At 71.1% G+C, this 14407-nt stretch carries 13 protein-coding genes and 1 pseudogene; 9 read left to right on the top strand and 5 right to left on the bottom strand.

All coding sequences use genetic code 11. The annotated features are described in order from the left end of the window. Positions 1-436 (bottom strand): dihydrodipicolinate synthase family protein (locus ABZ215_RS40455; protein ID WP_354956008.1); only part of this gene is annotated, 436 nt, incomplete at its 3' end. 127 nt (positions 437-563) lie between these two features. Between ABZ215_RS40455 and ABZ215_RS40450 the strand changes: the two genes are divergently transcribed. Further along, a complete protein-coding gene (locus ABZ215_RS40450; protein WP_354956006.1) occupies positions 564-1544 on the top strand; it encodes a LacI family DNA-binding transcriptional regulator in 981 nt (326 codons plus the stop codon). A gap of 11 nt (positions 1545-1555) precedes the next feature. Here ABZ215_RS40450 and ABZ215_RS40445 read toward each other — a convergent pair whose 3' ends face one another. Together ABZ215_RS40445 and ABZ215_RS40440 are read right to left on the bottom strand one after the other, a co-directional pair. Further along, the gene (locus ABZ215_RS40445) at positions 1556-2119 is read right to left on the bottom strand and encodes a QsdR family transcriptional regulator (RefSeq protein WP_354956004.1); all 564 of its coding nucleotides are present in this window, start codon (positions 2117-2119) and stop codon (positions 1556-1558) included. Next, a complete protein-coding gene (locus ABZ215_RS40440; RefSeq protein WP_354956002.1) occupies positions 2116-3138 on the bottom strand; it encodes a lipase in 1023 nt (340 codons plus the stop codon). The genes ABZ215_RS40445 and ABZ215_RS40440 overlap by 4 nt, the downstream gene beginning before the upstream one ends. Before the next feature lie 192 nt (positions 3139-3330). Here ABZ215_RS40440 and ABZ215_RS40435 point away from each other — a divergent pair, with 192 nt between their 5' ends. Beyond that, entirely contained in the window at positions 3331-4272 is a 942-nt protein-coding gene (locus ABZ215_RS40435; protein ID WP_354956000.1) for an acyl-ACP desaturase, read from the top strand. A 152-nt stretch (positions 4273-4424) separates the two neighbouring features. On the opposite strand, the gene ABZ215_RS40430 is transcribed toward ABZ215_RS40435, so the two are convergent. Beyond that, entirely contained in the window at positions 4425-4649 is a 225-nt protein-coding gene (locus tag ABZ215_RS40430; protein ID WP_354955998.1) for an AraC family transcriptional regulator, read from the bottom strand. 268 nt (positions 4650-4917) lie between these two features. Here ABZ215_RS40430 and ABZ215_RS40425 point away from each other — a divergent pair. The 7 genes and pseudogenes from ABZ215_RS40425 to ABZ215_RS40395 form a co-directional block, all read left to right on the top strand. Further along, positions 4918-5244 (top strand): annotated as a pseudogene (locus tag ABZ215_RS40425) (hypothetical protein); the annotation flags it as partial. Between the two features lie 424 nt (positions 5245-5668). Beyond that, positions 5669-5899 (top strand): hypothetical protein, encoded by a 231-nt coding sequence (locus ABZ215_RS40420; RefSeq protein WP_354955996.1) that lies wholly within the window; start codon positions 5669-5671, stop codon positions 5897-5899. Between the two features lie 482 nt (positions 5900-6381). Next, positions 6382-7299, top strand: coding sequence for an AraC family transcriptional regulator (locus ABZ215_RS40415; protein ID WP_020415959.1), 918 nt, complete (start codon positions 6382-6384; stop codon positions 7297-7299). A gap of 335 nt (positions 7300-7634) precedes the next feature. Next, a complete protein-coding gene (locus ABZ215_RS40410) occupies positions 7635-9050 on the top strand; it encodes an aldehyde dehydrogenase family protein (protein WP_354955994.1) in 1416 nt (471 codons plus the stop codon). A gap of 430 nt (positions 9051-9480) precedes the next feature. Next, positions 9481-10347 carry a helix-turn-helix transcriptional regulator gene (locus ABZ215_RS40405; protein ID WP_354956010.1) on the top strand — a complete coding sequence of 289 codons (867 nt, stop codon included), beginning with the start codon at positions 9481-9483 and terminating at the stop codon, positions 10345-10347. A 131-nt stretch (positions 10348-10478) separates the two neighbouring features. Continuing rightward, positions 10479-11273, top strand: coding sequence for an SDR family NAD(P)-dependent oxidoreductase (locus ABZ215_RS40400; protein WP_354955992.1), 795 nt, complete (start codon positions 10479-10481; stop codon positions 11271-11273). Positions 11274-11275: 2 nt separating this feature from the next. Next, positions 11276-12742, top strand: a complete 1467-nt coding sequence (locus ABZ215_RS40395) for a Na+/H+ antiporter (RefSeq protein WP_354955990.1) — start codon at positions 11276-11278, stop codon at positions 12740-12742. A gap of 131 nt (positions 12743-12873) precedes the next feature. On the opposite strand, the gene ilvD is transcribed toward ABZ215_RS40395, so the two are convergent. Next, the coding region (gene ilvD, locus ABZ215_RS40390; RefSeq protein WP_354955988.1) for a dihydroxy-acid dehydratase at positions 12874-14407 on the bottom strand (1534 nt) is incomplete at its 5' end.

The raw sequence follows: 14407 nt of genomic DNA, 5'->3' as shown, positions 1-14407 counted from the left end.
CGGCCCGACCTACGACACGCTCGGCCAGGTCAACGGCGTCCAGGTGGTCGAGATCGACGGGCAGCAGACCTACCCGACCGCGGGCGAGCTGCGCACCGAAGCGCAGCCAGCCGTGTGAGGGGTAGACCAGCCCGGCCTTGGCGCCTGCCGCGACGGCGCGTTTGGCCTCGGCGACCGCGACCGCGGTGCCCTCGCCGGTGATCCCGGCGATCACCGGGATGTCCACGGCTTCGGCCAGGTTGGCGATGGTGGCGACCTGCTCCTCCTGGGTGAGGAAGGTGCCCTCGCCCGCGTGGCCCAGGATCACCAGGCTCTTCACGCCGTCGTGCCCGGCCAGCCAGGTGCCCAGCTTCGCCATCGCGGCGTGGTCGACCTCGCCGTCCGGGGTGAACGGGGTGACCGGCGCGGGGTTGAGGCCACGGAGGTCCAGTGTCATCTCGAAGTGCTCCTTCTCATCAGATGTCCGGGAACGGTTGCGGGAACGTTCCCATAGAATGCGTCACGTGCCTTCCGCCGTCAACGGTGAGTCCGGAAAGTCCTCGCCGACCAGTAGCCTTGCCCCCGTGGTGACCATCCTCGACGTTGCCCGGGCCGCCGGGGTCAGCAAGTCCACCGTGTCCCGCGTCCTGGACGAGCGGCTGCCGCGCTCCAGCAGCCCCACCGCCGAACGGGTGCGGCGGGTGGCCGCCGAGCTCGGCTACGTGCGCGACCCGCTGGCCTCCGGGCTGCGCCGGTCGGGCACCAACACGGTGGGCGTGATCGTGCCGCGGCTCACCGACACCGTGATGGCGATGCTCTACGAGGAGATCGCCGCAGCCTCGGGGAGCCGGGGGATGTTCGCGATCGTCGCCACCACCGAGGACAAGCCCGACACCGAACGGCTCGCCGTGCAGACCCTGGTGCGCCGCCGCGTCGACGGGCTGATCCTCACCACCGCGCGGCTGGGCACCCCCACCGCCCGCGACGTGCCGCACGCGCTCGCCCTGCGCACCGACGGCATCGGCCCGGCCGCCGTCGGCGACGACCGGCTCGGGGCGCACCTGGCCGTCCGGCACCTGCTCGACCTCGGGCACCGGCGCATCGGGCTGGTCGGTGGCCCCGGCTACGCCTCCAGCGCCCAGGAACGGCTCGCCGGCTACCGCGAAGCCCTCGACCAGGCCGGGATCGGCTTCGACGACCGGCTGGTCGCCGGGGACGCCTTCTCCATCGAGTCCGGGGAGATAGCCGGGCGCGACCTGCTGGACCGGCCGGACCGGCCGAGCGCGATCTTCGCCGTCAACGACAACACCGCCATCGGCGTGATGGCCGCCGCCCACGCGCTCGGGCTGCGCGTGCCCGAGGACCTGTCGATCGTGGGCTACAACGACATCCCCATCGTCAGCCGCCTGCCCGTGCCGCTGACCACCGTGCGCGTCCCGTTCGGACAGATCGCGGCCGGCGCGCTGGACCTGCTCACGGAAGCCACCCGCGGCGAGCAGCCCCGCACGCTCGTCGCCACACCCACCCTCATCCCACGCCGCTCCACCGGGCCAGCGCGCGCGTGACGGACTCCGAGCTAGCGGAGCAGGTAGTGCAGTGCCCGTTCGGCGCGGTCCGGGTCCGGGGGTTCGCCGGTGATGGCGTCGGTGTAGACGAACGATTCGCCGACGCGGACACACAGGTAGGCCAGGTCGTGCAGGTCGATGTCCATCACGGACAGAGCACCCGCCTCGCGCTCCTTGTTCAGCAGCGTCTCGACCAGTGCGACGAGCCGGGGCTGGAAGGTGTGCCCGCCGCGGGTGAGGACGCGCAGCGCCGTCTCGGTTTCGGTGGTGAGGAAGTGCCGCATGCCGGCATGCGCGAGCGTTTGCCGGACGAACGCCGACATGGCGTTCGCGATGCGCGTGCCCCCGGTCCCGTCCGCCGAGGCGTACGCGTCGAGCATCGTCCGTTCGCCGAGCCGCCACACCACCTCGGCGAGGATCGCGTCCCGGTCGCCCAGCCAGCGGTAGACGGTCACCCGGTTGACGCCGAGCGCCTTGGCGAGGTCGTTGACCTCCACCCGCTGCCGCGCGTTGAACGTCCGCACTGCCAGGTGCAGGGCGCTCTCGCGATCGGGTCGGCTCGTCGGTGCCGTCATGGGCAGCGGGCGGTGACGTAGCAGGCGAGTGCGGGTTCGGACGGCACCCGGTGCGCGGCGACCGTCAGTTGCGCCGAGACCTGCGCGGTCAGCGTCGCGAAGGTGAGCGGGCCGGTCACCGGGTGCGCGCCGGGCATCAGCAGGCGGCCGCAGACCGACCGCTCGATCCGGCCGGGGTCCGCCGGGCCGGGGTGGGTCAGCGCGTCGATCGCCAGCGCCGACGTGACGGGGTCCAGGGTGCCGATGAGCAGGTGTTCGGGGACGGCCAGCGGGCAGACCTCCTGGACGGCGACGTTGGTGATGTTCCCGCCGCCCCCGTGCAGGGAGGAGGTGCCGGTGTCGTCCAGGTTGGGCTGCACGAACTCGTCCGTGCGCGAATAGATCTCGGTGTAGCTGATGCCGGGGAAGGTCTCCTGGCCGGAGTTGAGTGCCTGCACGAACTCCGAGCTCGCTCGCTGCTGCCACAGCGCCGGAGCGCAGTCGGGGACGCACAACGCGGGGACGACCACCGAGCCGTGGTTGGTGCCCGCCATCCCGATCACGTCGTCGACCATGTGTCGCGTGTCGGGCCAGAACCGCAGCGACCAGCGCATGATCATCCCGCCCTGGCTGTGTCCCATCACGGCGATGGGGCGCCCGGCGAGCTTGTACATCTCCCGGATGGCGTAGGTGACGTACTGGGCCCGTACCTGCATGTCGCCCATGTTGTAGCGATCCACCGCCGAATCCGACGTGCAGTACGGGATACCGAGCCGGCGGAACAGCCGCTCGTAGGTGAAGCCGAAGTTCTGTTCGCTGTCGACGGTCGTGGCGGGTGTGAGCAGGACCGGTTCGCGCGTGGCGTTGCGGACGTCGGCGGTGCAGTCGAGGCTGTCCGCCAGGCGGGGCGCGGTCAACTCCGGTCCTGGCCGGTCCACCGGCGCGTAGGTGCCGGCCCGGGCAACGCCACTCCAGCCGGTGACGGCGAGGAGGGTCGCGGCGGCGACGGCGAGCAGGCGGTGCCGAATCGGGCTGCGCATGGGAATTCCTTCCGGCCGGTGCCGCCTCGTCGCGACGCCGGATGCAACTGAAACACGAAATGTTGCATCCGGCAAGACGGCGGGATCGACGGTCGTCGGGAACCCCTCGGGGCGCTCGCGCGTTGACAGTACCTACGGGACCGTAAGTTACGGATTCGTAGGTTCCTGCCCCGGTTCCCGAAGGACGTGCGCATGACGCTTCCCGACACCACCCGCCTGATGCACGAGCTCGAGGGGACGGTCGAAGAGAACCTCAACCGGCACCTCGCGGCGGCCCAGGACTGGATGCCGCACGAGTTCGTGCCGTGGAGCGAGGGCCGGAACTTCGCGGATCTGGGCGGCGAGGCGTGGGACCCGGAGCAGTCGCGGGTGTCGCCGGTGGCGCGGACCGCCCTCGAGGTCAACCTGCTGACCGAGGACAACCTGCCCAGCTACCACCGGGAGATCGAGCGCGCGTTCGGCCGGGACGGGGCGTGGGGGACCTGGGTGCACCGCTGGACCGCGGAGGAGGGCAGGCACGGTATCTGCATCCGCGACTACCTCCTGGTGACGCGCGCGGTCGACCCGGTCGAGCTGGAGCGCATGCGCATGGAGACCATGCAGGCGGGCTACGACAGCGGGGACAAGCCGCTGCTGCGGGTGTGCGCCTACGTGTCGTTCCAGGAACTCGCGACGCGGCTGTCGCACCGCAACACCGGCCGCTACACCCAGGACCCGCTCGCGGAGAAACTGCTGGCCCGGGTCTCCACGGACGAGAACCTGCACATGGTGTTCTACCGCAACCTGGTCAAGGCGGCGCTGGAGATCACGCCGGACGCGATGATGCGCGCCATCACCGACGAGGTGCTCGACTTCGCGATGCCCGGCGCGGTCATCCCGAGCTTCGCGCGCAAGGCCGCGCTGATCGCCAAGGCCGGAATCTACGACCTGCGCATCCACCACGACGACGTGGTGATGCCGCTGCTGCGGTACTGGAAGGTCTTCGAGCTGGAAGGCCTGGGCCAGGTAGGCGAGACCGCCCGCGACGAGCTCGCGGCATTCCTCAAGGGACTCGACGCGCAGGCCTCGCGCTTCGAGGACCGCCGAGCAGCCGCACTCGCCCGCGACGCCGCGCGGGACCGCCCGGGGTGCTGAAGGGGGCCGTTGTCGGCCGCTTGTCCCCGGTCGAGGTGGCGGGCCGGAAGTCGATCGTGTACGCGTGTTACTTCCCGCTGCGCGGGGTTCCAACGGCACCCCGACGAACCGGGTGCGGTACCGGTGGGCGAACCGGCTGACGTGGAAGGGCCTCACCTCGTCGCGACGTCGGTGACGTTGGTGCCCGCGCCGCCCACCATCAGTACCTCACGCACCCGGGGCAGTCGCACGGCGCGCAGGTGGGCGCCAGGCGATGTGCCCATGACCTGCCGGAAGCCCCGCAGCACGCGGGCGGTGGCGCCGACGGCCTCGGCCAGCTCGGCCTCGGTCAGATTCCGCTCCGGGTGCGCCTGAATCAACTCGATGGCTGCGCGCACAGCCGTGCGCGCAGCCGGGGGATCGGGCGCACGCAACAGCTCGGTGTACTCAGCGCCTGCCCGGTGCCCAGATACGCGGTTCCGCCGGATGCGGACGGCCGACCGCGAGGAAGCGCACCGCACCGTCAGCGACATCTATGTGCCCCACCGGCTTTCGGTGCGCGAGCCTCGATGCCCGGTTGAACGCGACGCGCAGTGCGCGCGCGAGGTTCGGATCTCTGACCTGTCACGCTCGAGGTGCCGCCACTGACCGACTGCCCGGGTATCGCGCGGCCGGAACGAGGTGGAGACGCACCCGGAGTGGCCGGCGATGTTCTCGCCGTTCCAAGCCAGCACGGTCGCGTGGTCAACGGACGCGGCGGAGTTCGTCATCAAGCTGCCGCGCGCACAGCTGGAGGCGCAGCTTTCGGCACTACTGCACGACGTCGTCACCCGGCCGCTGCGCTTCGAGTTGCGAGTGCCGCTGTCCGAGCGGACCGGGTGTGGCCTGCTCGACGCCGCGGCCTTCTTCGCCGAGCAGCTCGCCACGGATTCCGCAGCGGGAACCGAGCTCTTGCGCGCGCGGGGGAGTCCTTTTTGCTCACCCAGGTGCTGATCGGCGCCGCGCAACACGTACAGCCGTGCCCTGCACACGATCGGCGGCTCGGCGAGCCGCTACGCGGTGGAACAGGCCCACCGATGGGGATTTTTCGAGCACGCAACGGCTCGTCCAGCGTTATCGGGCACGCTACGGGCGGCATCCGGCGGCGGGCTCGTGTCGCTCGTCGTCGGTTGGTCATGATCGTGCGTCCGGCGCAGCAGCCTGCACCGAACGTCGAGAACAATGCGTGCCCGCGATCGTGCCGTTCGGCGAGGTGGTCGGGCGGTGCCGGCGGGCGGCGCGATTCGAGTGACGGTCTCGCAGTGGGCACAGTGGCGTTTGACAATCCGCCAAGGGCAGCGCGGTTCTCTTGTCGTTTTCGGATGAAGATCCGCTGTTTCGCGGACGGGCAGGATTTCAGGGGAATTGCTCGTGCCGGATGAGGAGACGTAACGACGGGGACCGAGTCCGTGCCCTGCTCGTCAGGGAGCCGACCGGGCCCGGGGTACTCGAGACCGACGGCCTCGCCTTCTCCCCGGCGCGGGTGGACGTCGTCATCGACGTCCACGCCGTGGGCGTGACGTTTCCGGATCTGCTCCTGACCCAGGGCCGGTACCCGGTCAAAACCGACCCGCCCCTTGCGCCCGGGCTGGAGGCCGCCGGTGAGTAATCCTTTCGTACGGTTGTCGGCTACAGGCAGGCGGGTGTCGAGGCGGCCAACGAGATCCTCGGCGAGACTCAGGGGTACCTCACCCGAATGGGTTTCGGCGAGCTGCTCCGCGTGAAGCGGCAGCAGGACTGACTGAGAGGCGGCGCGGCTGATCTGGCGAAGTGAAACGAGTGCGACTCCGCCGGATACCAGGCGGCAGATCGACCAGCGAGTTGCAAAGCAGTGACCTCGGTGTCCACGTGCTCATGGGCGGGGCGACCTGTCCGAGGGGGAGGGGCACCGCGGGGTGGCCGGGCTCTGCGAAAAGGAGGGCGTTCGGCCGGGGTCGATCAGCGTCGACTGCTGCACGCGCCTCGAACGGGGGTCGGCGCCGTCCTGACGACACTCGCGCCATGCGCGCGGCAGGCGCGCGGAAGAGGATTCTCGACCGATTTGCACAATCCTCGTACCCTGCTCAGGGTGACTGCGACTAACATGTCGTCATGGGAACCGCGCTGGAGCTCGAGTTCACCGATCTGCTTCGCCGGCACGCGCGCCCCGATCTGTCAACGCCTCTTGACGGGGTGAGGATCTGCAGGATCGACGACACGGTCGCGCCCAGCACGTCGATGTCCGGCACGGTTCTCGCCGTCATCGCCCAGGGTGGCAAACGACTGGCCGTGGCCAATCGCGTCTACGAGTACCGAGCGGGCCAGTATCTCGTCGCCCCCGTCAACCTGCCGGTGACGGGCCACGTGTTCGACTCGACGCGGGAGAACCCGACTTTGGGATTCGGCCTGACTCTCGAACCCGCGGCGATCGCGGAGCTCCTCCTGACCGCCGGCCCCGGGGACCTGCCGCGCACGAGTGGCCCGGTGCAGACGGGAATGGTCGTCGGAACGACTTCCGCCGACCTGCTCGACGCGATTGTCAGGCTTCTGCGCCTACTGGACCGGCCGCAGGATCGCCGGGCGTTGTTCCCCGTGTACAAGCGCGAGATCCTCTGGCGCCTGATGACGGGTCAACAGGGCGAGGTCGTCCGCCAGCTCGGCCTCGCGGACAGCAGCCTGAACCAGATCGCGCGCGCCGCCCAGTGGATCCGGGAGAACTACCAGCGGACGTTCCGCGTCGAGGACCTCGCGCAGATGGCCAGCACGAGCGTGTCGGCGTTCCACCGCAACTTCCAGGCCGTCACCTCCATGAGCCCGATCCAGTTCCAGAAGCACGTCAGGCTGCAGGCCGCACGACTGATGCTGCTGAACGAACCCCACGATGTGACCGGCGTCGCTCACCGTGTCGGATACGGCAGCGTCTCGCAGTTCAGTCGCGAGTACCGCCGCCAGTTCGGTTCGTCGCCGAGCACGGATGCGGCCAGATTCCGCCATGCGGGCCCCCAGCCTGCGCGGGTCGCGCTCCCATAAGCACCGCAGAGTCGCAGGCGGCCGCAGCCTCGCCGACCGCCCTTCACGCCGTCCGTCCTCGTCGTAGGTGATGCCCCTCCGCCTTGGCTTGCAGAATCGTGCAAGAGCGGAAGAGGATCGTGATTTCCCACCGAGGCTCGTCGGGGTTACATGGAAATGCGCGCAGGAGTGCGCATCTCACCGCCCGGCGAAGCCCGAGGGCGAGGCCCGCCTCCTCCGGAGGAGGACCGGGTACCGGCTCACGTCTCACCTCCCCGGTGACGCACTCCACCGCGCGGAACGAGCGGTCGTCCAGACCTGACCCGGCTCGGGCGACCAACAACAGGAGGCAATACGTGGGAACGAATCTGATCGACGAGGTCTACATCAACGGCGAGTTCGTCACTCCGCACGGAACTGAGCTGTTCGACCTGTTCAACCCGGCGACCGGCCAGGTCATCGGTCAGGTCCAGCTCGCGGACGAGGTTGACGCCCGGGCCGCGATCGCCGCCGCCAAAGCCGCTCTGCCGGCCTGGTCGACGACGACTCGTGAGGAGCGGATCGACGCGCTGCGTCGTCTTCAATCCGCGGTCACCGCCAGGCGTGAGGAGCTGCTCGAAGCCGTTCGCCTCGAGTACGGAGCACCCGTGCGCAACGAGTGGATGGTGGACAGCGCTATCGGCGCGTTCGCGGACATGATCAAGACCCTGGAGGCCTTCGCGTTCACCCGGCAGGTGGGGCAAGCGACGGTCGAGATGGTGCCCGTCGGCGTCGCCGGCCTGATCATGCCCTGGAACTCTGACATGTTCTTCATCGCCGACAAGATGGCGACCGCGCTCGCCGGCGGGAACACGGTCGTCATGAAGCCTAGCGAGATGAGCGCGACCCAGACCCGGGCCATGACGGAGGCGCTTCACGAAGCCGGTCTCCCGGCCGGCGTCTTCAACATCGTGACGGGCCGCGGTGACGTGGTCGGAACCACGATCACCCGTCACCCCGACGTCCCCAAGATCTCCTTCACCGGTTCGACCCCGGTGGGCAAGGCGATCTTCCGCGAGTCCGCGGACCTGATGAAGAACCTCACGCTGGAGCTCGGTGGCAAGTCCCCATCGATCATCCTCGACGATGTCGACATGAGCACCGCCATGTTCGGTGCCCTGTCCTCCGGGTTCGTGAACAGCAGCCAGGCGTGCGTCGCGGGCACCCGGATCCTCGTCCCGGAGTCGCGGTATGACGAGGCGCTCAAGGTCGCCGTCGAGCAGCTGGCCGGCTTCCCGGTCGGAGATCCGGCCGACCCGGCGACCGCGATCGGTCCCATGGTGAGCCAGAAGCAGTGGGAGCGAGTGCAGGGGTACATCGCGCGCGGAATCGAGGAGGGCGCGCGGCTGCTCGCGGGCGGTCCGGGCAAGCCCGAGGGCCTGTCGGACGGCTATTTCGTGCGTCCGACCCTGTTCGCGGACGTGACCAACGACATGACGATTGCCCGTGAGGAGATCTTCGGCCCGGTGCTCTCGATCCTCGGGTACACCGACGACGACCACGCCGTCGAGATCGCGAACGACACCGACTACGGGCTGCACGCGTACGTCTTCTCCGCCGACCAGGAGCGCGCCAGGCGCATCGCCTCGCGCATCGAGGCCGGTCGTGTCTCGATCAACGGAGGCTACGAGCCGATCTCGCCCTTCGGCGGATTCAAACAGTCGGGAATCGGCCGTGAGTACGGCACGTACGGCCTGGAGGGTTTTCTCGAGACGCGCTCCGTGATGGTCTGAGCGGGAGCACTGTCCGATAGGACGACCTGGCGGTGTCGGCGATGCCCTCGTGGTTGAGCACGGCTCCAGTGCGGTGCGCTCGTTGTGCGATGAGGACCGCGAGCGGGGTTGCTCGCGGTCCTCGTCGTACATCGGGTCGGTTGTCGGTGCACCACTGTTCGGTGCGCGGGCAGGCGCAGGGCGTGCCGGGCTTGTGCTGGTGGACCCGCGAAGTTGAGTCGCCGTGCTGGGTGAACCACACGATGCGTGGAGTGAGCGTTTCGCTGATGCAGGGCTTCGCCATCCACCGTGGTGGACAGCTGCAGCACGCCGTGTGCGGCAAGGTGCGGATGCCGTACGGCGGGCGCTCCCCGTGACAGGGGGACAAGATGGGCCACCTTCACCGCTCGCCCCGTGGCCGGCGGCGGGCAGAATCGGACCCATGAGCGGCATGAAGAGCAGCGAGCTGGCGGAGTTCCTGCGGACCTGCCGGTCCCGGGGCAGCCCCGAGGAGCTGGGCCTGGACGGCTCGGCGCGGCGGCGGGTGCCCGGGTTGCGGCGCGAGGAGCTGGCGCAGCTGGCCGGCGTGAGCGTGGACTACTACACCCGCCTGGAGCAGGGCCGCAGTCGCAGCGCTTCGGCTGAGGTGCTGGACGCCCTGGCGACCGCGTTGCGGCTGAACGACGCCGAGCGCCAGCACCTGATGGACCTGGGCCGCCCCGAGCCCGCGGTGCGCAAGCGTCGCGCCCGGCCACAGCGGGTGGACCCGGCCACTCTGCGGCTGGTCGAAATGCTGGACGAGGTGCACTCGCCGGCGTTCGTGCTGGGGCGGCGGCTCGACGTGCTCGCCCACAACCGGCTCGCGGGCGCCCTGATCACCGAGTTCCGGGCGCTGCCCGCGGCCGACCGCAACCAGGCGCGGTTCGTGTTCTTCGACCCGCACGCCCGCGAGCTGTACCAGGACTGGGAGGCCGTCGCCGCGGACACGGTCGCCATGCTGCGCCTGGACGCCGGCCGCTACCCGGACGACCCGCAGCTGTCGGCGTTGATCGGTGAGCTGTCCATCCACTCCGAACAGTTCCGGAAGTGGTGGTCCGACCACAAGGTGCACCGGCGCACCACCGGCTCCAAGGGCTACCACCACCCGCTCGTCGGCGACCTCACCGTGCAGTACCAGGCACTCCACCCCGCGGGCGACCCGGACCAGATCCTGTTCGTCTACACCACCGAACCCGGCTCCGCGTCGGAAACCTCGATGCGCCTGCTGGCCAACTGGAACAGCACCGAGCGCGAAGACCGCGAGCTGCCGGTGCGCTGACCCCCGCCGCGACGGGCCCTGCCCCAGCCCAGGGGCGGGGCCCGTTTTCGTTGGGTGGCCCGGTTTGTCCCCCGATGGACCGGGCCGGGCAGGAGCCCCAGCGGCGCCCCGGATCTTGCTTTGCTGGACCCATGAACCGCGACACCATCGTCCTCACGGGCGCCACCAGCGGCATCGGCCGGGCCGCCGCCCACCTGCTCGCCCCGGCCGCCCGCCGCCTGATCGTGCACGGCCACGAACCGGCCGGCGAAGTCCAGTCCCTGCTCGACGGGCTGCGCGCCGCCGGCGCGGCCGAGGTGCACTACCTGAGCGCCGACTTCGACGAGCTCGCCGCCGTCGAGCGCCTGGCCGCCGGAATCACCGGCCGCGTCGACGTCCTGATCAACAACGCCGGCCGCCCCGGCCCGGCCCGCCGACGGCTGAGCGCGGACGGCATCGAAGCCACGCTGCAGACCAACTACCTCGCCGCGGCCCTGCTCACCGAACGACTGACACCGGCGTTGACGGCCGCGGGCGGCCGGGTCGTGCACGTCGCGTCGGCCACGCACCTGTCGGCCGGCTTCGACCTCGACGACGTCAACCTCGACCGGCACCCCTACAGCCCGACCACCGCCTACGCCCGCTCGAAACTCGCCATGGTCGCGCACGCGCTCTGGCTGGCCGGGCGGCCCGGCAGCCCCGAAATCGTCAGCATCAGCCCGGGCGTGATCAGCACGGACCTGCTGCACGCCATGTACGGCATCGGCGGCGCCCCGGTCGGCCACGGCGCCCGCAACGTCGTGCACGCCGCGCTCTCGCCCGACGTGCACACCGGCCAGTACCTCGACGACGGGGCCGTCGCCCAGCCCAGCGCGGTGGCCCGCGACCCGGAGTTCCAGGCGGGCTTGGCCGCGCTGACCCGGGACCTGCTGGGGCTGAGGAGCTGACCATGCACACCGACGCACTCCTGGTGCTCATCGCGGTCGCGGTGGCGGGCGCCCAGCTCGCCGCACGACGGCTGCGCATGCCGGCGCCGACCCTGATGTTCCTCGCCGGTGCGGTCCTCGCGCTCCTGCCGACCGCGTCCCACGCGGAGCTGCCGCCCGAGCTCGTCCTCGTGGTGCTGCTGCCCGTCATCCTGTTCTGGGAGGGCTATTCGACCTCGCTCGCGCAGATCCGCCGGTACTGGCGGCCGGTGCTGCTGCTGGGCGTGCCGCTCGTGGTCCTCACCGCCGCGGCGGCCGCGGCCACGGCACACGCGTTCGGCATGAGCTGGGCCGCGGCGCTCGTGCTGGGCGCCGTCCTGGCGCCCACCGACGCCAGCGCCGTCGCCGGGTACGCCCGCGCCCTGCCGGCCCGGTGGATGACCGTGCTGCGCGGGGAAAGCCTGATCAACGACGGCACCGCCCTGGTGCTGCTGGGCATCGCGATCGGCACGGCGGGCGGGCAGCTGACCACATTCGGCGGCGCGGCGCTGCGGCTGGGCTGGTCCTACCTGGCCGGCGCCGCCGTCGGGCTGGCGGTCGCCGGGCTCGCGGTGCTGGTGCTGCGGCGCGTGCGGGATCCGCTCGTGCTGGGCGCGGTGTCGCTGGCCCAGCCCTTCGCGGCGGCGGTCCTGGCCGAGACGGCGCACGCCTCCGGGGTGGTGGCGGTGGTCGTCGCGGCGCTGGGGATCAGCCGGCACAGCCGCCGGGTCGTCGGCGGGGCGGGGCGGATTCCCGCGCACGCCTTCTGGGAGATCCTCACGTTCGTCGTCAACGGCGGCCTGTTCGTGCTGACCGGTCTGCAGATGCGGCGGCTGTTCACCGAGATCGCGCCGTCGGAGGCGCTGGTGCTGGTGGGGCAGGGCGTCGTGGTCGCCGTGGTCGTGCTGCTGGTGCGCCTGGCGTTCGTGTTCACCACGCCCTACCTGCTGCGGCTGGTGGACCGGCGCCCGCGCCAGCGCGCACTGCGGTCACCGGCACGCGTGCGCGTGGTGCTGGGCTGGGCGGGGATGCGCGGCGCGGTGTCGCTGGCCGCGGCCCTGTCGGTGCCGGTGACGCTGGGCGGGGCGCCGTTCCCGTTCCGGAACGAGATCCTGGTGATCACGTTCGTGGTGATCGCGGTGACGCTGCTGGTGCAGGGGGCGACGCTGCCCGCGTGGATCCGCTGGGCGCGCCTGTCCGCCGACCCCGGCGACACTCAGCCGGCCCAGGTCGTGGCACGGCTGGCGGCGATCGCGCGGGAGGCGGAGCCCGGTGACGGGTCGGTGCGGCACCGGCTCCGCCTGCTGGAGGCCAAGCGGCACGCACTGGCGGATCTTGTGGCGGCGGGTGAGCTGGACGACGCGCAGATGTGGGTGGTGCAGGAGTCGCTGGACCAGGAGGAGATCCGCCTGCACCGCCTGCTGCGCACCGGCCTCGCCGCGGCGGCCTGACCTGACGGTGACGCGCGGGCGGGCGAGAGTCGCGCGGGAGGCGGAGCCCGGTACTGCACCGGGTTCCGCTTGCCGGTGGTCACGCGGCCCGCGCTGGCCGATCTCGTCAGCGGCGGGCGCACCCCCTGAGCTCAGAGCGTCTCCGGCACCTCCCGCACCGCGCCCTTGTCCGCGGACATGGCCATCGCCGCGTAGGCGCGTAGCGCTGTGGACACCGTGCGCTTCCGGTTGCTTGGCCGGAAACTCGCGCGGGCCCGGCGTTCGGCGAGCACCTCGTCGGGCACGTCGAGGTGCAACGTGCGGGCGGGGATGTCGATGACGATCCGGTCGCCGTCCTCGACCAGGGCTATCGTGCCGCCCGCGGCGGCCTCCGGCGAGACGTGCCCGATCGACAGGCCCGAGGAGCCGCCCGAGAACCGGCCGTCGGTGACCAGCGCGCACTCCTTGCCGAGGCCGCGGGCCTTCAGGTACGTCGTCGGGTACAGCATCTCCTGCATCCCCGGGCCGCCGCGCGGGCCCTCGTACCGCACCACCACGACGTCGCCGGGCTGCACACGCCCGGCCAGGATCGCCTCGGCGGCCTCCTCCTGCGACTCGGTCACCACCGCCCGCCCGGCGAAGGTCAGGATCGAGGAGTCCACACCCGCGGTCTTGACCACACAGCCGTCCTCGGCCAGGTTCCCGCGCAGCACCGCCAGCCCGCCGTCCGGCGAGTAGGCGTGGGCGACGTCGCGGATGCAGCCACCCGCGGCGTCCAGATCCAGGTCGTGCCAGCGCTCCGACTGCGAGAACGCCTCCGCCGAGCGGCGGCAGCCCGGCGCGGCGTGGAACAGCTCGACCGCCTCGGGGGAGGGCGAGCCGCCGCGGACGTCCCAGGTCTTGAGCCACTCGGCGAGCGAGTCGGCGTGCACGGTGCGGACGTCCTCGTGCAGGTGCCCGGCGCGGTGCAGCTCGCCGAGGATCGCCGGGATGCCGCCGGCCCGGTGCACGTCCTCCATCAGGTAAGTGCCGTTGGGGGCCACCTTGCACAGGCAGGGCACCTCGCGGGACCGGCGCTCGATGTCGGCCAGCGTGTAGTCCAGCCCGGCCTCGTGCGCGGCGGCCAGCAGGTGCAGCACCGTGTTGGTCGATCCGCCCATCGCCAGGTCCAGCGCCATCGCGTTGTCGAAGGCCGCACGCGAGGCGATGGCGCGCGGCAGCACGCCCTCATCGCCGGAGTCGTAGTAGCGGTGAGCCAGGTCCACCACCGTGCGCCCGGCCTGCTCGTAGAGGGCGCGGCGCGCGGTGTGGGTGGCGAGCACTGAGCCGTTGCCCGGTAGGGCCAGCCCCAGGGCCTCGGTGAGGCAGTTCATCGAGTTCGCGGTGAACATCCCCGAGCATGAGCCGCAGGTCGGGCAGGCGGCCTCTTCGATGCGGGCGATGTCGGCATCGGACACCGAGTCGGCGACCGCGTCGGACACCGCGGAGACCAGGTGCAGGCGGGTGCGCACGGTGCCGTCGACGAGCACCGCGGTGCCGCCCTCCATCGGGCCGCCGGAGACGAACACCGTCGGGATGTTCAGGCGCAGGGCGGCCCCTACCGGCGCCGTGCGTTCGACTTCAAACTGCTCGTCGAGCTGGCCGCGCCCGACGGCGAGGTGTACCTGCGCGCCAGCGACGAGGCGA

It is taken from the genome of Amycolatopsis sp. NPDC006131, from assembly GCF_040614175.1.
Taxonomy (GTDB): domain Bacteria; phylum Actinomycetota; class Actinomycetes; order Mycobacteriales; family Pseudonocardiaceae; genus Amycolatopsis_E; species Amycolatopsis_E tucumanensis.
The sequence above is the reverse complement of the archived record's forward strand: the minus strand, read 5'-3'. Positions and strand labels throughout refer to the sequence as shown.

Bases quoted from the DNA above. Each gene is read 5' to 3' on its own strand.
- ABZ215_RS40400 (WP_354955992.1), top strand. From the start codon at position 10,479: ATGAACCGCGACACCATCGTCCTCACGGGCGCCACCAGCGGCATCGGC.
- ABZ215_RS40405 (WP_354956010.1), top strand. From the start codon at position 9,481: ATGAAGAGCAGCGAGCTGGCGGAGTTCCTGCGGACCTGCCGGTCCCGG.
- ABZ215_RS40435 (WP_354956000.1), top strand. From the start codon at position 3,331: ATGACGCTTCCCGACACCACCCGCCTGATGCACGAGCTCGAGGGGACG.
- ABZ215_RS40420 (WP_354955996.1), top strand. From the start codon at position 5,669: ATGAGGAGACGTAACGACGGGGACCGAGTCCGTGCCCTGCTCGTCAGG.
- ABZ215_RS40395 (WP_354955990.1), top strand. From the start codon at position 11,276: ATGCACACCGACGCACTCCTGGTGCTCATCGCGGTCGCGGTGGCGGGC.
- ABZ215_RS40440 (WP_354956002.1), bottom strand. From the start codon at position 3,138: ATGCGCAGCCCGATTCGGCACCGCCTGCTCGCCGTCGCCGCCGCGACC.
- ABZ215_RS40415 (WP_020415959.1), top strand. From the start codon at position 6,382: ATGGGAACCGCGCTGGAGCTCGAGTTCACCGATCTGCTTCGCCGGCAC.
- ABZ215_RS40445 (WP_354956004.1), bottom strand. From the start codon at position 2,119: ATGACGGCACCGACGAGCCGACCCGATCGCGAGAGCGCCCTGCACCTG.